The organism is Azorhizobium caulinodans ORS 571, assembly GCF_000010525.1.
In the GTDB taxonomy this organism is placed as follows: domain Bacteria; phylum Pseudomonadota; class Alphaproteobacteria; order Rhizobiales; family Xanthobacteraceae; genus Azorhizobium; species Azorhizobium caulinodans.
The window spans coordinates 2,295,906-2,313,243 of the sequence record NC_009937.1 but is presented as its reverse complement, the minus strand read 5'-3'; the positions used below and the strand labels follow the sequence as shown (position 1 = coordinate 2,313,243).

Annotated in this window: 16 protein-coding genes; 5 read left to right on the top strand and 11 right to left on the bottom strand. The window is 67.3% G+C overall.

Annotation, left to right across the window (positions count from 1 at the left end; translation table 11 throughout):
* The first annotated feature begins 53 nt into the window (after nt 1-53).
* Nucleotides 54-404, top strand: coding sequence for a hypothetical protein (locus tag AZC_RS10400; RefSeq protein WP_043879195.1), 351 nt, complete (start codon nt 54-56; stop codon nt 402-404).
* On the opposite strand, the gene recO is transcribed toward AZC_RS10400, so the two are convergent.
* From recO to AZC_RS10360, 8 genes are all read right to left on the bottom strand, one after another.
* Nucleotides 386-1,123, bottom strand: coding sequence for a DNA repair protein RecO (gene recO, locus AZC_RS10395; RefSeq protein ID WP_012170533.1), 738 nt, complete (start codon nt 1,121-1,123; stop codon nt 386-388). The two genes, AZC_RS10400 and recO, sit on opposite strands and share 19 nt — an antisense overlap.
* A gap of 7 nt (nt 1,124-1,130) precedes the next feature.
* Nucleotides 1,131-2,066 (bottom strand): GTPase Era, encoded by a 936-nt coding sequence (gene era, locus AZC_RS10390; protein WP_012170532.1) that lies wholly within the window; start codon nt 2,064-2,066, stop codon nt 1,131-1,133.
* Entirely contained in the window at nt 2,063-2,770 is a 708-nt protein-coding gene (rnc, locus tag AZC_RS10385; protein WP_012170531.1) for a ribonuclease III, read from the bottom strand. Before rnc ends, era begins: the two co-directional genes overlap by 4 nt.
* On the bottom strand, nt 2,767-3,519 hold the full coding sequence (lepB, locus tag AZC_RS10380; RefSeq protein ID WP_012170530.1) for a signal peptidase I: 753 nt from the start codon (nt 3,517-3,519) through the stop codon (nt 2,767-2,769). The genes rnc and lepB overlap by 4 nt, the downstream gene beginning before the upstream one ends.
* 212 nt (nt 3,520-3,731) lie before the next feature.
* Nucleotides 3,732-4,142, bottom strand: a complete 411-nt coding sequence (acpS, locus tag AZC_RS10375) for a holo-ACP synthase (protein ID WP_012170529.1) — start codon at nt 4,140-4,142, stop codon at nt 3,732-3,734.
* Nucleotides 4,139-4,900 (bottom strand): pyridoxine 5'-phosphate synthase, encoded by a 762-nt coding sequence (locus AZC_RS10370; protein WP_012170528.1) that lies wholly within the window; start codon nt 4,898-4,900, stop codon nt 4,139-4,141. The genes acpS and AZC_RS10370 overlap by 4 nt, the downstream gene beginning before the upstream one ends.
* Before the next feature lie 69 nt (nt 4,901-4,969).
* Nucleotides 4,970-7,186, bottom strand: a complete 2,217-nt coding sequence (locus AZC_RS10365; protein WP_043879194.1) for a RelA/SpoT family protein — start codon at nt 7,184-7,186, stop codon at nt 4,970-4,972.
* Nucleotides 7,187-7,323: 137 nt separating this feature from the next.
* On the bottom strand, nt 7,324-8,298 hold the full coding sequence (locus tag AZC_RS10360; RefSeq protein WP_012170526.1) for a quinone oxidoreductase family protein: 975 nt from the start codon (nt 8,296-8,298) through the stop codon (nt 7,324-7,326).
* Between the two features lie 192 nt (nt 8,299-8,490).
* Between AZC_RS10360 and AZC_RS10355 the strand changes: the two genes are divergently transcribed.
* Nucleotides 8,491-9,678, top strand: a complete 1,188-nt coding sequence (locus AZC_RS10355) for a UbiH/UbiF family hydroxylase (RefSeq protein ID WP_043879193.1) — start codon at nt 8,491-8,493, stop codon at nt 9,676-9,678.
* Between the two features lie 7 nt (nt 9,679-9,685).
* On the opposite strand, the gene AZC_RS10350 is transcribed toward AZC_RS10355, so the two are convergent.
* Both AZC_RS10350 and AZC_RS10345 read right to left on the bottom strand, forming a co-directional pair.
* A complete protein-coding gene (locus AZC_RS10350; RefSeq protein WP_012170524.1) occupies nt 9,686-10,660 on the bottom strand; it encodes a LysR family transcriptional regulator in 975 nt (324 codons plus the stop codon).
* A 127-nt stretch (nt 10,661-10,787) separates the two neighbouring features.
* A complete protein-coding gene (locus AZC_RS10345) occupies nt 10,788-11,684 on the bottom strand; it encodes a hydroxymethylglutaryl-CoA lyase (protein WP_012170523.1) in 897 nt (298 codons plus the stop codon).
* Nucleotides 11,685-12,064: 380 nt separating this feature from the next.
* Between AZC_RS10345 and AZC_RS10335 the strand changes: the two genes are divergently transcribed.
* Together AZC_RS10335 and ansP are read left to right on the top strand one after the other, a co-directional pair.
* Nucleotides 12,065-13,702 carry an OFA family MFS transporter gene (locus AZC_RS10335; protein ID WP_012170522.1) on the top strand — a complete coding sequence of 546 codons (1,638 nt, stop codon included), beginning with the start codon at nt 12,065-12,067 and terminating at the stop codon, nt 13,700-13,702.
* A gap of 127 nt (nt 13,703-13,829) precedes the next feature.
* Nucleotides 13,830-15,269, top strand: coding sequence for an L-asparagine permease (gene ansP / locus AZC_RS10330; RefSeq protein WP_420794826.1), 1,440 nt, complete (start codon nt 13,830-13,832; stop codon nt 15,267-15,269).
* Here the strand turns inward: ansP and AZC_RS10325 are convergent, their stop codons facing one another.
* A complete protein-coding gene (locus AZC_RS10325; RefSeq protein WP_158304109.1) occupies nt 15,270-15,989 on the bottom strand; it encodes a GntR family transcriptional regulator in 720 nt (239 codons plus the stop codon).
* Nucleotides 15,990-16,283: 294 nt separating this feature from the next.
* Between AZC_RS10325 and AZC_RS10320 the strand changes: the two genes are divergently transcribed.
* A complete protein-coding gene (locus AZC_RS10320) occupies nt 16,284-17,336 on the top strand; it encodes an ABC transporter substrate-binding protein (protein ID WP_043879190.1) in 1,053 nt (350 codons plus the stop codon).
* Nucleotides 17,337-17,338 lie beyond the last annotated feature (2 nt).

Sequence of the window (17,338 nt, the reverse complement as noted above, 5' to 3'; positions counted from 1 at the left end):
ATCCTTTGAGGACAGTGCAAATACGCACGAAGACGTTCAAAGGAGACGTTCAGATGAAACGGATTCTTCTTGGCGTGTGCGGCGCAGCGTTGCTTGGGCTGACGGCGTTTTCCTCCGGGGCCAGCGCGATGCCGCTCACGAATGCTGCGCCACTGGGCCTCGCCCAAGGCGAATCGGCCGCGCCGGTGGAGAACGTCGGATGGCGCACCGTCTGCCGGTCCGTGCCCCGCTGGTATTACGGCCGTCCCACCTATGTGGAGCGTTGCCGGCAGGTGTGGGTCGATCGCGGCTGGGGCGGCGGCGGTTGGGGCGGTGGCGGCTATGGCCCCCGTCCCGGCTTCTACGGTGCCCCGCCCCCGCCTCCCCCGCCCGCCTGGGGCTATGGCTACGGCCGGGGCTGGTGAAGCGCGCGGCGCAGTGCCGCTAGAAATGAGGCGCGCGCCTCGCCCAGCGCGAGGCCGCGCGGCTCCAGAACACGTGTCGAGAGGAAGAAGCCCGTCATGCGCAGGGCTTCCTCCATGTCCGGCAGGCTCGGCGGCACGATGCCGCCGATGAGGAAGGTGGGCAGGCCGAACAGCTTGTCCGCATAGGGCTCGCCTGCGCTGCGGGAAACAGCCCGGCCGCTGCGCGGCGAAACATAGGCGAGATCATTGTTGCCGCCGGTGGCCGCGCAGGTGGTGAGGTCGAGACCGAACCCCAGTTCCACGAGCAATGCCATCTCGAAGCGCGCCAGAAGCTCACCCGCGTGGGCGGGCTCGTCGAAGGCGTCCAGAATGGCGTCGAGGCTGGCGAAAAGGCCGGGATGCGGATCGCGCTCGGGCAACAGGCGCATCAGGCCCACGAGATGGGTCACGCCAAAGCTGCCGTGCGCGCTGCGCATGATCGCATCGGAGCGCAGCGTCAGCGGCTCCACGGTCATGAGGCCGAGCTGGCCTTCGAGGCGGGCCCGCCATGTGGCGTGCAGCGTATTGCCCGGCTGGAGCAAGGCGGCAAGGCGGCGGGAGCCCCCGCCGCGCACGAGGCCGGCGTGACGGCCCCGCTCCCGCGTCATCAGATCGACGATGGCACTCGTTTCCCCGTGGCGACGCACGCCAAGAACGATGCCCGCGTCGGTCCATTCCACGGCGGTGTCAGTCTCCGTGCGGGAATTCGAGCCCCATCTCGCGATAGCGCTCCGGATCATCGGCCCAGTTCTCGCGCACCTTCACGAACAGGAAGAGATGCACCGGGGCCTCGATGATCTCGGAAATCTCCGCCCGCGATTCGGACGAGATGGCCTTGATGGTCGCCCCCGCCTTGCCGAGCACGATCTTCCGCTGGCTTTCCCGCTCCACGAAGATGGTCTGCTCGATGCGCACGGACTTGTCGCGCAGCTCCTTCCACGAATCGGTCTCGACCGTGGAGCGATAGGGCAGTTCGTCGTGCAGGCGCAGGAACAGCTTCTCGCGGGTGATCTCCGCCGCCAGCATGCGCATGGGCGCGTCCGAGATCTGGTCCTCGGGATAGAGCCAGGGGCCGAACGGCACCTTCTCGGCGAACCACGTGCGCACATCGTCCACGCCGTCGCCCTTGAGCGCGGAGACCATGAACACGCGCTCGAAAGACAGGCGCTCGGTGAGCTTCTGCGCCAGCTCCAGCAGCGTGTCGCGGCGGATCATGTCGATCTTGTTCAGGATGAGCGCGCGCGGGCGCTTCACCTCCGCGAGGGGCTTCAGGATCGATTCCACGTTCTCGTCGATGCCCCGGTTGGCATCCACGAGGAGAGCCACCACGTCCGCGTCAGAGGCGCTGGTCCAGGCGGTGTTCACCATGGCCCGCTCCAGCCGCCGCTTGGGCGAGAAGATGCCGGGGGTGTCCACGAGAATGACCTGAGACGGGCCTTCCAGCGCGATGCCACGCACGATCGCGCGGGTCGTCTGCACCTTGTGCGAGACGATGGAGACCTTGGTGCCGACCAACTGGTTGGTGAGGGTGGACTTGCCCGCATTGGGGGCGCCCAGCAAGGCCACGAAACCGCACCGCGTCGGCTCCGCGCCCTCCGCTTCCGCCCGCTCCAATCCGTTCATTCACCACTCTCCGTCACGACGCCCTCGCGGGCGAGAAATGCAGAGGCCGCAGCCTTCTGCGCTGTCTGTTTCGATCCGCCCTCAGCCTCGGCGCATTCCAGCCCCGGCAGATCCACCGCCACGCGGAAGCGCGGCGCATGGTCGGGTCCGGAGCGCTCCACGTCCCGATAGACCGGTGGCGGCAGGCCGCGGGCTTGCGCCCATTCCTGCAACACCGTCTTCGGGTCGCGCAGCGGGCGCCGGGGCGCTTCCAGGCGACCGCGCCAGAAGCGCTCCACCAAGGCGGAAGCCGCCTCATAGCCGCCGTCCAGATAGACCGCCGCCACCACCGCCTCGGCCACGTCGGCCAGAATGGCCCGGCGCTGGCGGGCGCCGGACTGGGCCTCGCCGGGGCCGAGCCGCAGATAGGGCCCGAGGCCCATGTCCTGTGCCACCTCGGCGCAGGCCTCCTCGCGCACCAGTTCCGCGAGGCGGCGGGACAGTTCACCCTCCTCCGCCTTGGGGAACGCAGCGTAAAGCATATGCGAAACCACGCTGCCAAGCACGTGGTCGCCGAGGAATTCCAGCCGCTGGTAGGAGCGCACGCGCACCGCCTGCCCCTTAACCGAGCTGATATGAGTCAGCGCGAGCACGAGATGGCTGCGGTCGGCGAAGCTGTGCCCGAGCCGCGCCTCCAGCGCGGCGAAATCCTGCGTCTCGCTCATCGCACCATGCTGAAGATGCGGGTCCAACGCACGGTCCAGGGCCAGTTCCACACCTGCCAGGCCGGGGTGTGCTCATCGATGGAGAAGAAGATCATCTGCGCCTTCCCCACCAGATTCTCGAACGGCACATAGCCCACCTGGCTCAGCACGCGGCTGTCGGCGGAATTGTCCCGGTTATCGCCCATCATGAAGAAATGGCCGGCCGGCACGTGATAGACGGGCGTGTTGTCGTAGAAGCCGTTGTCCACGATATCGAGCGTCTCGTAGGAGACGCCGTTCGGCAGCGTTTCGCGCCAGCGCTTCACCGGCGCCTGACGGCCGGTGCCGTCATCCTCCATCACGTCGGACAGGCGCTCGCGCTTCACCGGCACGCCATTGATGTGCAGCACGCCGTCGATCATCTGGATGTCGTCGCCCGGCATGCCGACTAGGCGCTTGATATAGTCCGTCTCGCCGTCCTTCGGCAGCTTGAACACCACCACGTCGCCGCGGGTCGGCTCCTTGCCCCAGATGCGGCCGGTGAAGAGCGGCGGGGAGAGCGGCAGGGAGAAGCGCGAATAGCCGTAGCTGTACTTGGAGACGAACAGATAGTCGCCAATCAGCAGCGTATCCTTCATGGACCCCGAAGGGATGTTGAAGGGCTGGAACAGCAGGGTGCGGATCACCAATGCGATCAGGAGCGCATGGACGATGACGCGGACGGTCTCGAGAAATCCGCCGTCCTTCTTGGAATCACTGGTCGCAGTCATTGAGGATCCGGTGCAATAAAGTCCGCGCCAGTGTGCAGCAAACTGTGCCGAAAACGGGTCGAAAGTCTTGACCCAGCGGCAATGCCATGCGCACGCACGGATTTGGCTGCTATAACCGTTTCGCGCTCAGGCGGCAACGCGGCGCCGTGCCGGGCCGTTCCAGTCCGGACGCATTTGCGTGTGCTGCCTCTCGGGAAGAAGCCCTCGGAGCCTCAGCGCGGCGTGCCGATCAGCTCCGCGCTGATGATGACATAAGCCGCCGACAGCGGCCCCTCGTCGGTGAGGGACAGGGCGATCCGGGGCTCATAGCCCTCTGGCACCATTTCCTTCAGCCGCGCCGCCGCGCCGCCGGTCAGTTCCAGCGTCGGCTGGCCCGAGGGCAGGTTGACGACGCCCATGTCGCGCCAGAATACGCCGCGGGCGATGCCCGTGCCGAGCGCCTTGGCGCAGGCCTCCTTGGCGGCGAAGCGCTTCGCATAGGTCTCGGCAGGACGCGCCCGGCGTTCGGCCTTCGCCCGTTCGAGCGGCGTGAAGACGCGCTCGGTGAAGCGGGCGCCGAACCGCTCGATGGACTTCTCGATACGTCGGGCGTCGCAGAAATCGGAGCCGATGCCGAGAATCATGCGGCAAGCTCCCGCCGGTCCTGGCCGCGGGCCATGGCTTCCCGCATGAGGCTGACCACCCCCGGCAGACCCTCGAAAATGGCTTCGCCAATCATGAAATGACCGATGTTCAGTTCCGCGATCTCAGGCAACGCGGCGATCTGCTCGGCGGTTTCATAATCGAGCCCATGGCCGGCGTGGACCTCAAGGCCCAGCGCTGCCGCCTCGCGGGCGCCGGTGCGCAGGCGCTCGAACTCGGCGGACGCCTCGGCCAGATGCCCGGCCGCCAGCGCCTCGCACCATGCGCCCGTATGCAGTTCGATGACGGAGGCCTGAAGCGCACGGGCGGCGGCGATCTGCACCGGATCGGCAGCAATGAAGAGCGAGACGCGGATGCCGGCGGCGTTCAAGGCCGCGATCCTGGGCTTGAGGTCCGCCGCCTGCCCGGCAACATCGAGACCGCCCTCGGTGGTGCGCTCCTCGCGGCGCTCCGGCACGAGGCAGCAGGCGTGCGGCTTGACGGAGAGGGCGATGGCGATCATCTCGTCGGTGGCCGCCATCTCGAAGTTCAGCGGCAGCGCGACTTCGGAGCGGATGCGGGCGATGTCCGCGTCGCGGATGTGGCGGCGATCCTCGCGCAGGTGCGCCGTGATGCCGTCGACGCCCGCCTCGGCGGCAAGCAGGGCCGCACGCACCGGGTCAGGATTGAGGCCACCGCGGGCGTTCCGCACGGTGGCCACGTGGTCCACGTTCAATCCGAGCCGGATGGGGGCGGTCATCGTGTCAGCTCCTGAAGGATGATGCCGGAGAACACCGGCCGGAGGATTTAAGGCCTCGGGGCCGGGCCGTCACCCATTGACGCGCTCGGCGCTCGACACAACGGGGCGTCCGCGCAGATCGGTGAGGATGCCGTTCAGGTGCCGGAGGTCGAACACGTCGAGATCGATCAGCATCTCGGTGAAGTCTGGCGAGCGCGAGCGCATCTCCAGTCCCTCGATATTGCCGTTGCGCTCGCCGATGATGGTCGCCACCTGCCCCAGCGTGCCCGGCTCGTTGATGGCGGTCACACGAATGCGCGCGGGGAAGCGGCCTGTGCTCAGCTCATCCACGTCCCAGCGCACGTCGAGCCAGCGCTCGGGCGCGTCCTCGAAGTGCTGGAGCGCCTTCGACTGGATGGGATAGATGGTAATGCCCTCGCCCGGGGTGAGGATGCCGACGATGCGGTCGCCCGGCACCGCGCCCCCCTGCGGCGAGAAGCGCACGGGCAAATCGGAATTGATGCCCCGGATGGGCAAGGCAGCCACGAAGGCCTCTTCGCCGCCTTCGGGGATCTTGAACTTGAGGTTGTGCCCCTTCTTGAGCTCGAACCAGCCCTCGCCCTGCGGAGCGCGGTTGGCGGCGAGCCGGTCCTCGGGGCGCGGGGCGGTCCAGTCCGGATAGACGGCGCGGATGAGATCGTCGGTTTTGATCTCGCCGCGCCCGACCGCCGCGAACACGTCCTCCACCGCCGTGCGGGCAAGGCGCGACATGCCCTTGGTCACCACCTCGTCGGAGAAGGCCTTGCCGGCGCGGGCGAAGGCCCGCTCGGCGATCTTGCGGCCGAGGCCCGCATATTGCGCCCGCACCGCCGCCCGCGTGGCGCGGCGCACGGCGGCGCGCGCCTTGCCGGTAACGGCGATGGTCTCCCAAGCTCCGGGGGGCGTCTGGGCCTTGGAGGTGATGATCTCCACCTCGTCGCCATTCTTCAGCTCGGAGACCAGCGGGGCGATGTTGCCGTTGATCTTGCAGCCCACCGCCGTATTGCCGACGTCGGTGTGGACCGCATAGGCGAAATCGATGGGCGTCGCCTTGCGCGGCAGGGCAATGAGCCGGCCCTTGGGGGTGAAGCAGAAGACCTGATCGTGGAAGAGCTCGAGCTTCGTGTGCTCCAGGAACTCCTCCGGCGACAGGCCCTGCGACAGGTTCTCGATGGTCTTGCGCAGCCAGGCATAGGCGCTGCTCTCGGTGGAGAGCATGGCCCCCGGCGCGCCGCTGGCATCCTTGTAGAGCGCATGGGCCGCGATGCCGTATTCGGCGATCTCGTCCATGTCGCGGGTGCGGACCTGAAGCTCCACGCGCTGGCGGCGCGGGCCGATGACCGTTGTGTGCAGCGAACGATAGTCGTTCGGCTTCGGGGTCGAGATGTAGTCCTTGAAGCGGCCCGGCACGAGCGGCCACTTGGTGTGGACGATGCCCAGCGTGCGGTAGCAGTCTTCCACCCCGTCCACGATGACGCGGAAGCCGTAGAGGTCGGAAAGCTGCTCAAAGGCGATGGCCTTGCGTTCCATCTTGCCCCAGATGGAGTGCGGCTTCTTCTCGCGGCCTTTCACCTCGGCCTTCATACCGCGCCGTTCCAGCTCCTCCTTAAGCTCGCGCTCGATCTCCTGCACCAGCGGGCCGTTGCGCTCCCGCAATTCCTCGACGCGGGACGTGATGCTCTCATAGGCCTCCGGCATGAGCTGGCGGAAGGCGAGATCCTCCAGCTCCTCGCGCATGTCGTGCATGCCCATGCGGGCAGCGAGCGGCGCGTAGATGTCGAGGGTTTCCTGCGCGACGCGGTCCCGCTTCTCCGGCGGCACGTATTTCAGCGTGCGCATGTTGTGGAGGCGGTCGGCGAGCTTGACCAGCAGCACGCGCACATCGTCGGCGATGGCGAGCAGGAGCTTGCGCAGGTTTTCCGCCTGCTTGGCCTGCTTGGACACGAGGTCCAGCTTCTTGATCTTGGTGAGCCCCTCCACCAGATCGGCGATCTGCTTGCCGAACAGGCGTTCGATCTCCGCCTTGGTGGCGTCAGTATCCTCGATCGTGTCGTGGAGCAGCGCCGCCACGATGGTGGCGTCGTCCAGCTTCAGGTCGGTGAGGATGGCGGCCACTTCGAGCGGATGCGAGAAGTACGGGTCGCCGGACGCGCGCACCTGCGCGCCGTGGGCGCGCATGGCATAGACATAGGCGCGGTCGAGAAGCGCCTCGTCGGTCTGGGGATTGTACCGTCGAACGCGCTCGACCAGCTCGTATTGGCGCATCATGGCCGGCACGGTCCGTCGCAGCACGGGCGGACCCGGGCGGGCCGCCGTGATTAGTCAAGCCCGGCTCATATCATGCAGGCGCCACCTTGGCGCAAGTCGCAGATGACTTTTTTGCGAATGCCTCGCACCACCTGCGATCAGGGTAGAAGAAGTGTTGACCCCGTGGTGGCGCGGCTTTCGAGGTCCTTGTGGGCCTTGGCGGCATCCTTCAGCGCATAGGTCTGATGCACCGGAATCTTGAGCGCGCCGGTCAGGACCGCCTCGAAGAGATCGTTGGCCGTCGCCACGAGCTTCTCGCGGGTGCTGGTGTGGGTGAAGAGGGTCGGCCGCGTGGCATAGAGCGAGCCCTTCTGGGACAGGCTCAGCAGGTCGAAATTGTTGATCGCGCCCGAGGCGTTGCCGAAGCTCACCCACAAGCCGAAGGGCTTCAGGCAGTCGAGCGAGGCGGGATAGGTCGCCTGCCCCACGCCATCATAGACCACATCGCACATCTTGCCGGAGGTGATCTCCTTCACCCGGTGCACGAAATCCTCGTCCTTGTAGAGGATTACATGGTCCGCGCCATTGGCGAGGGCGAGTTCCGCCTTCGCCTTCGATCCGACGGTGCCGATCACGGTGGCACCCAGCGCATGGGCCCACTGGCAGAGCAGCAGTCCGACGCCGCCGGCCGCCGCCTGCACGAGGATGACATCCCCCGGCTTCACCGCATGGGTGTGCTTCACCAGATATTGCGCCGTCATACCCTTCAGCATCATGGCCGCGGCGGTGCGGTCGTCGATGGCGGCGGGCACATGCACGAGAACGTTGGCGGGCACGTTGCGCGCTTCCGCATAGGAGCCGAGCGACGTTGCATAAGCGACGCGGTCCCCGGCGTGGAAACCCTCGACGTGCGGACCCACCGCCTCGACCTCGCCCGCCCCCTCATTGCCGGGGGTGAAGGGCAGCGCCGGCGCCTTGTAGAGGCCGGAGCGGAAATAGGTGTCGATGTAATTGAGGCCGATGGCGGTGTGGCGAACGCGCACCTCACCGGGACCGGGCGGCGGCAGGTCCACCTGCTCGAACTTCATCACCTCCGGCCCGCCCGTGTGATGAATTCGGATCGCCCCGACCATTTCCGCCTCCCGCGCTTGAAACGCCCGCGATCATAGGGGCGTTGAAGTTCCGGGCAAGGCGCCTGCCAAAGCCCTGTGCACAGGCGGCGTGCTGAGACGATGCGCCCGCAAGACGCCCTCGCGCGTTGCCGATATGATCCGCGCAATTTCCGGAGGCGTACCGCCTCCATCGTTTGTCCGAAGGAGGCGTTCATGTCGCAGCCCGTCAGCAATGCACCGGGGATCGAAGCCGAAGTGGCGGTGGTCGGTGCCGGGCCGGCCGGCCTCGCGACTGCCATCGGCTTTGCGGCATCGGGCCGGACCACCGTGCTCATCACCGGTCCGGAGCGCGGCATCGACCACCGCACGACCGCCCTGCTCGGCACCTCGATCCCGATCCTCGAGCGTTTCGGCGTCTGGGACCGCATCGCCCCTCACACCGCGCCGCTGCGGGACATGCGCATCGTGGACGGCACGCGCCGCCTCGTCCGCGCGCCGGAAGTGACCTTCAAGGCCAGCGAGATCGGCCTCGAAGCCTTCGGCTACAATATCGAGAACGAGCCCCTGCGCCGGGAGTTGGGGGCAGCCGCCGAGGAGACGAACGGCCTCAGTCTCGCCCGCGCATCCCTCACCGATCTGCGCACGGACGCGGACGGCGTGACGCTCAGCCTCGATGACGGTCGCTCGGTGCGCGCCACGCTCGTGGTGGCGGCGGACGGGCGCAACTCCCGCGTCCGCGAGGCGTGCGGCATCGGCGTGAAGCGGCGCGAATATCCGCAGGTGGCGGTCACCGCCACGGTACGCCACACCCGTCCCCACTGGGACATCTCCACCGAATTCCACACCGAAACCGGCCCCTTTACCCTGGTGCCCCTGCCCGGAGACCGCTCCAGCATCGTCTGCGTGGTGGATGACCGCGAGGCGGTGCGCCTCCTCGGACTCGACCTGCCGGCGCTGGCGCGGGAATTCGAGCGGCGGGCCCATTCCATCCTGGGTCCTTTCGAGGTCGAGGAAGGCCGAGCGGCCTTCCCGCTGGTGGCCGAAACGGCCCGCGAGATCACCGCGCCCCGCGTCGCCCTGATGGCGGAAGCGGCCCATGTGATGCCGCCCATCGGAGCGCAGGGCCTGAACCTTGGGCTCCGGGACGCGGTTGCGCTGGTGGATCTCGCGGCCGAGCCCGGCCTCGACCTCGGCGGAGCGGAAATGCTGAAGCGCTATGCGGGCGCCCGCGACCGCGACATCCACGGCCGCATGACGGCGGTGGATATGCTCAACCGCTCGCTCCTCTCCGACCTCGTGCCGGTGCAGAGCGTGCGCGGCTTCGGCCTTTATCTGCTCGACCGCGTGGGGCCGCTGCGGCGCACGGTGATGCGCCTCGGCCTCGGCAACCGCGCGGCCTGAGCGTCCCTTATTTCACGACCGAGATGCGGGGCGACGTCACCGCCGCCTCGCGCGGCTTGGCGGGAGCATCCCGCATGCCGAAATCGGTGCGCGCCACGAGCGCCGCGACCCAGTCCACGAACACGCGGAGCCGGTTGCTGAGGTGCCGGGAGGGCGGGAAGACCGCATAGATGGGCTTTGCCGGCGCCCGCCACTCGGTGAGAACCGGCACCAGCGCCCCGCTCTCGATGTGCGGCCGGGCCATGAACACCGGCATCATGGCAATCCCGATCCCCGCCATGGCGGCCGTGATGTAGGCGTTGCTGTCGCTCACCGCGAGCATATAGCGCCCGTTCACCTCGACGGCCTCGTCGGCATCCTTGCTCAGGGTGAGCGAGAGGGATCGTCCCATGCGCGGCTTGAAATAGCCGACCGCCCGGTGGGAGGTCTCAAGGTCCAGCGGATGGGCAGGCGTGCCATGGGCCTCGAGATAGCCGGGCGCGGCAACCAGGACCGAGTGCATCTCGCCGATGCGGCGGGCCACCAGAGACTGGTCGGCCAGCTGACCGGCGCGGATCACGCAGTCCACATTCTCGCCCAGCAGGTCCACCACGTCGTCGGTCACGCCGAGATCGATCTGGATGTCGGGATAGCGGGCGTGGAAGTCCGGCAGCGCCGGGATCAGCAGCATGGTGGCAAGGGCAGCGGAGATATCGACGCGCAGGCGCCCCTGCGGATTGGCCTGCGACACCGCCATCGTGCTGTCCAGGTCTTCTAGGTCCGCCAGCAGACGCACCGCGCGCTCGTAATAGGCCTCGCCATCCGGCGTTACGGTCACGCGGCGGGTGGTGCGGTGCAGGAGCTTGGTGCGCAGATGGGCTTCGAGCGCCTGCACGTTCTTGGTGAGGGTCGCCTTCGGCACCCGAAGCACGGTGGACGCGCGGCTGAAGGTGCCGGCCTCCACCACGCCGATGAAGCACCGCATCGCGGCAAGCTGATCCATGCAGAGGCTCCGAGGAGGGCGTCCGGCGGATTGTTTCTGACGGGAAATTATTACCGCCACTCACGCCAGACTTGATCCTCTTTATAAACAATCCTCCCGGTGCACAGCAACGTCAGGCCCCAGCCGGCTAATAGCCGCGAGCCTTGGCGAGATGGGAGGCGGGCGCGCGGCCGATGGCCGCCGAGATGAAGGCGGCGGCTTCCACCAGCGCCTCGAGATCGACCCCGGTACGGATGCCCATGCCTTCCAGCATGTAGACGAGATCCTCCGTGGCCACATTGCCGCTCGCTCCCGCCGCATAGGGGCACCCGCCGAGCCCGCCCACGGAGGCATCGAGCACGGCCACCCCACGATCGAGGCAGGCATAGATGTTGGCGAGCGCCTGCCCGTAGGTGTCGTGGAAATGCAGGGCCACCTGCTCCACGGGCAGCGCTCCCAGCACCGCGTCGAGCATCGCGACGGCCTTCCGCGGCGTGCCGACGCCGATGGTGTCGCCAAGCGAGATTTCGTAGCAGCCCATCTGAGAGAGGCGCTCCGCCACGTCCACCACCGCGGCCAGCGGCACCTCCCCCTGATAGGGGCATCCGAGCACGCAGGACACATAGCCCCGCACCCGCACCCCGGCGGCGCGCGCGGCCTCCATCACCGGCGCAAAGCGCGCCAGGCTCTCGGCAATGGAGCAGTTGATGTTCTTCTGCGAGAAGGCCTCGGAGGCCGCGGCGAAAACCGCCACCTCTTGCGCGCCCGCCGCCAGCGCCGCCTCGAATCCCTTCATGTTCGGCACCAGCACCGGATAGGAGACGCCCGGCCGCCGCGGCGCGGCTTTCAGGACTTCGGCGCTTCCGGCCATCTGCGGCACCCATTTGGGCGCCACGAAGCTGCCGGCCTCGATGGTCCTGAGGCCCGCCGCCGCAAGGCGGGCGATGAGGTCGACCTTCACCGCCTCGGGAACCAGCGTGGCTTCATTCTGCAGCCCGTCGCGCGGGCCGACCTCGACAACGCGCACATCTGCGGGGAAGGCCATGTCAGACCGCTCCCTGCGCCAGATCCGGACGGGCCTTGCGTTCAACATGCGGGCGGGCCGCAGGCGGGCAGATCCTCATCATCGTCTCCCTTGCGTCGCGGCCGTTGCCGTTGTCGGGGCCGCGCAGTTCTTGGGCGCCGACGCTAGGGCGGAAATCGCGAGCGTCAATCGGCCATTCGCCGACTCTGCGCGAGCGGATGGCAGCATTGCGTGGGACGCGCTTGGCGATGCGGGCGGGAGCGGCTAGAGGCCGCATCGTCCGGCGGGGCTCACGAATGCGTGACGCGGTGGCCCAGACGGATGCTGGCCCCGGTCACCGGGTCCCCCGCTCAGCGGGCTCTCCGCCGTTCCTGCCGCATGCTTCGATAGGCCAAGACATCATGTCCGTCGCCACCGCCACTCCCGCCGCCGCCCCATTCCTCAGCCGGGAGCGGACCATCGCCGGTCCCGACTTCAACCGCTGGCTGGTGCCGCCGGCGGCGCTGGCGATCCATCTGTGCATCGGCATGGCCTACGGCTTCAGCGTCTTCTGGCTGCCGCTCTCGCGCGCGGTAGGCATCACGCAGCCCCTCGCCTGCCCGGCGGACATGGGCTTTGCAGCCCGCCTCGTCGCCACCCAGTGCGACTGGCCCATCAGCCTGCTTGGCTGGATGTACACGCTCTTCTTCGTGCTGCTGGGCTGTTCGGCGGCGCTCTTCGGCGGCTGGCTGGAGCATGCGGGTCCGCGCAAGGCGGGACTGGTCTCCGCCGCCTGCTGGTGTGGCGGGCTCGTGATCTCGGCGCTCGGCGTCTATCTGCACCAGATCTGGATGCTCTGGCTCGGCTCGGGGGTGATCGGCGGCATCGGGCTCGGACTCGGCTATATTTCGCCCGTCTCCACCCTCATCAAATGGTTCCCGGACCGGCGCGGCATGGCCACCGGCATGGCCATCATGGGCTTTGGCGGCGGCGCCATGATCGGTGCGCCACTGGCGGACATCCTCATGCGTACCTTCGCCGGCCCCGGCTCGGTGGGCGTGTGGCAGACGTTTCTCGCCATGGCGGGTATCTATTTCGTCTTCATGGTCTGCGGTGCGCTCGGTTATCGCGTTCCCGCCGAGGGCTGGAAACCGGCCGGCTGGCGCGGGCCGACGGTGAGCCGCAACCGCATGGTCACGCCCCATGACGTGCATCTCGACATCGCCTGGAAGACCCCGCAGTTCTGGCTGCTGTGGGCGGTGCTGTGCCTCAATGTCTCGGCGGGGATCGGCGTCCTCGGTATGGCCTCGCCCATGTTGCAGGAGGTGTTCGGCGGGCGGCTGATCGGGCTCGACCTCGGCTTTGCCGATCTCTCCGCCGCACAGAAGGGCCAGATCGCCGCCATTGCGGCGGGCTTCACCGGCCTCCTCAGCCTGTGCAACATCCTCGGCCGCTTCTTCTGGGCCTCCGCCTCCGACCGGCTTGGGCGCAAGATGACCTTCGCCATCTTCTTCCTGCTCGGCATCGTGCTGTATGCGGCCGTACCGTGGTCGGCCCATCAGGGGTCGAGCGTGCTGTTCGTGCTGATCTTCTGCGTGATCCTGTCCATGTATGGCGGCGGCTTTGCCACCATTCCGGCCTATCTCGCGGACATCTTCGGCACCCGCATGGTGGGAGCGATCCACGGCCGGCTGCTCACTGCCTGGGCGGCGGCCGGCATCCTCGGGCCGGTGCTCATCAACTATCTGCGGGAATATCAGATCGCCGCCGGCATCCCGCAGTCCGCAGCCTATGACCAGACCATGTACATCCTTGCCGGCCTTCTGGCGCTGGGGCTCCTGTGCAACCTGCTGGTCCGCCCCGTGGCGGAGCGACTCTATATGCGCGCCGTGACGCTGACGCCCCAGGCGGATGCAGCGTCCCCCTTGCCCATCCGGACGGTGCAGGCAAGCGCGGCGCGGCCGGGCGGGCTCGTCCTGCTCACGTGGCTCGCGGTCGGCCTGCCGCTTGCCTGGGGCATGTGGGTCACCCTCCAGAAGGCGGCGGTGCTGCTGCATTGAGGGCGATCCTGCAGCGATGACAGGGTGATGAAGCCGATAAAAAGCACACCCCACACCCCGTTACCCGCATACTGATACCGACTACGGCTAGGTTGCCGCGCAGGGCATCAGCGTTTGGGTGGCGGGCATGACGATGGCGACTTCAGAAAACCAAACTGAGGCGCCGTCCCCACAGGACAAGGCCGCCTGGCTCGCCTCCCACGAGGAGGGCTACCATCAGGGCCTCGGCAACCGCCACATCCAGATGATCGCCATCGGCGGCGCCATCGGGACCGGCCTTTTCCTCGGGGCCGGCTCCCGCCTCCAGGCGGCCGGTCCGTCGCTCGCCCTCGTCTATCTGGTGTGCGGCGTCTTCGCCTTCCTGATCCTGCGGGCGCTCGGGGAACTGGTGCTGCACCGGCCGAGCAGCGGCAGCTTCGTCTCCTATGCGCGCGAATTCCTCGGCGAGAAGGCCTCCTTCGTCGCGGGCTGGCTCTATTTCCTCAACTGGGCGATGACGGGCATCGTCGATATCACGGCGGTCGCGCTCTACTTCAAGTTCTGGATGGTCTTCCAGGATGTGCCGCAATGGGTGTTCGCCCTCGGCGCCCTGTGCGTCGTCACCTCGCTGAACCTCATCAATGTCAAATGGTTCGGCGAGATGGAGTTCTGGTTCGCGCTGGTGAAGGTGGCGGCACTTGTGATCTTTCTCGCCGTCGGCGTCATCGTGCTGGTCATGGGCATTCCGGTCGCCGGCCATACCACGGGCCTCCACCTCATCACCGAAAATGGCGGCTTCTTCCCGCACGGGGTGCTGCCGGCGCTGGTGCTGGTGCAGGGTGTCGTCTTCGCATATGCGGGCATCGAACTCGTCGGCATCACCTCGGGCGAGTGCAAGGATGCGCGCAAGGTGCTGCCGGCGGCCATCAACGGCGTCATCTGGCGTATCGCCCTCTTCTATGTGGGCTCGGTGGTGCTGCTGGTCTGCCTGCTCCCGTGGAACGTGTACAGTGCCGGGGAGAGCCCCTTCGTCACCTTCTTCACCGCCATCGGCTCGCCGGGCAACGGCTCGATCATGAATGTGGTGGTGCTGACCGCTGCCCTGTCGAGCCTCAATTCCGGTCTCTATTCCACCGGGCGCGTGCTGCGCTCGCTCTCCATGGGCGGCTCGGCACCGCCGCTGCTGGCGCGCCTCAACCGCCATTCGGTGCCCTTCGCGGGCATCATGATTACCGTGAGCTTCTATGCGGTGGGCGTCGTGCTGAATTATCTCGTGCCGACGCGCGTGTTCGAGATCGTGCTGAACGTGGCCTCGCTCGGCATCCTCAGCACCTGGGCCTTCATCCTCGTGTGCCAGCTGAAGCTCCGGCAGGCGGTGAAGCGCGGCGAGGCGCAGCCCGTCTCCTTCCGCATGCCGGGCGCGCCCTTCACCACATGGCTGTCGCTGGCCTTCCTCGCCGGCGTGCTGGTGCTGATGGCCTTCGATTATCCGGACGGCACGCTGACCGTCGCCATGATCCCCCTGCTGGCGGTGCTGCTCGTCCTCGGCTGGCACCTCCTGAAGCGCGGAAAGCCGGCGCGCGCCTGATCAGGCCACCTGCGGCGCGGCGGCACGCAAGGCCGCGCCGCCTATCACATCGCCCATGAATTCCGCGATGACGCTTTCGAGCGTCGGCCCCACATCCACACAGGCCATCGGGCGCAGCCGCGTCTCGATCATGGCGAGGTGGGTGGTCATCATCCGGCTCGCCTTGGCCCGTTCCCCGGAAGCAAGCGCCCGGAAGATGGTGCGATGCTCAGCGCAGCCGCACTGGGCGGCGGCGGAATTCTCATAGAAGGCGACCAGCATGGTGGTGCGCCCCACGAGTTCGCGTGCCTGCTGGATGATGAGCGGGTTGCCGGTCATGGAGGCCAGCAGGAAATGGAACTCGGCGGAGAGCTTGAGCCAGGTCTGCCGGTCGCCGGTCTTCAGCGCCTCGGTCTCCCGCTCCACATGGTCGCGCAGCGCCGCCACCTGATCGGGTGAGAGCGTATCGGCGAGATGGGCGACGATGCCGCCCTCCAGAATGCGCCGGGCCTCGAAGATCACACGGATCTCGTTGGGATCGGGTGCCAGCGTGAAGGCGCCGCGATTCTTCACCACCTCGATCAGGCGTTCATGCCCGAGCCGATGCAGCACCTTGCGGATGCGCTCGCGGCTCACATCGAAGATTTCCGCGAGCCGGTGCTCGCCGAGCTTCGTGCCGCCCGGCAGCCGGCCGGCGAGCAGAACACGGGACAGGATGGCGTGGATCGTCTCTTCGTCCATGACACGCAACATGACCGGCGCGGCGTCGCGCGCTTCCATCCTCAGCATTGGCGATCGCGGGCGCCGCCGTCCAGAGCGCGGACGAGCAAGCGGTGCATAAAAGGACGCCAATTGTGCACAATTTTGAGCCCATCGGGCACGATTTCCCACAATTGACCTGCTGGATAAAAACGAGAAAAGGCTTACAACGAAAGGATCTTCGACTCTGGACAGGAAGACAGAGGCGGTTGGCACGATGGTTGCGAGATGGGGACACGGAAACCCTGCCCATCTGTCGCCCGAGAGGTCTTCCTCATGTCCATCCCGACCAAGAGCGCCCCCACCCGCCGCGCCGTGCTGCAAGCCGGCGCCGCCCTCGCCGGCCTCGTCGCCGCCCCTTCGGTGCTGCGGGCACAGACCAAGGAACTGGTGGTGGGCGGCGCCGCCAGCCACAAGCCATGGGTGGAAGGCATCGTCATCCCGGCCTTCGAGAAGAAGTACAATTGCAAGGTCATCTTCGAGGGCACCAAGTCGCTGGTGAACCTGGAGAAGATGCAGAAGAACAAGGGCTCGCAGTATCTCTCCGTGGTCCAGATGGACGATCCGGTGATGATCCTCGCGGTCAAGGAAGGCCTGCTCGATCCACTGACCGCCGCCAAGGTGCCGAACCTCGCCGACCTCGTATCGGGCGCCGTGCACATGGACGGCATGTGGGCGAACTATCTCCAGCCCTGGCTCGGCATCGCCATCAACACCAATGCCGTAAAGACCCCGCCCACCTCCTGGGCCGACCTGTTCGACCCCAAGTACAAGGGCCGGATCATCATCCCCTCGCCGCAGAATACGGAAGGCCTGCCGCTCATCTTTGCCGCCGCGAGCCTCGCCACCGGATCCTCGCTGGAAGCGGCGCAGAAGGAGGCCGATGCCGGCTTCAAGAAGCTCGCCAGCCTCAAGCCCAACCTGCTCACCATCTACACCCAGATGCCGCAGGCCTTTAACCTGCTGGAACAGGGCGAGGCGCTGATGATCGGCCCGGCCATGTCCTCTTATGTGAGCGAGCGCAAGGCGGCCGGCGCGCCCATCGACCTCATCGCGCCGAAGGAAGGCGTGTTCGCCATGCCCTCCGGCATCGCGGTGGTGAAGGGCGCACCCCAGCAGGACCTCGCCTTCGCTTATGTGAACGAGTTGCTGAGCGCGCCCTTGCAGGAAAAGCTGGTCGGCCCGACCGCCTCGCTCGGCGCCAACAAGCTCACGCCCAAGCCCGCCGGCCTGCCCGCCGACCTCAAGGTGATCCAGATCGACTGGGCGAACGTCGCCGCCGAGCGCAACAACTGGGTGTCCCGCTGGGACCGGGACATGGCGCTCTGAAC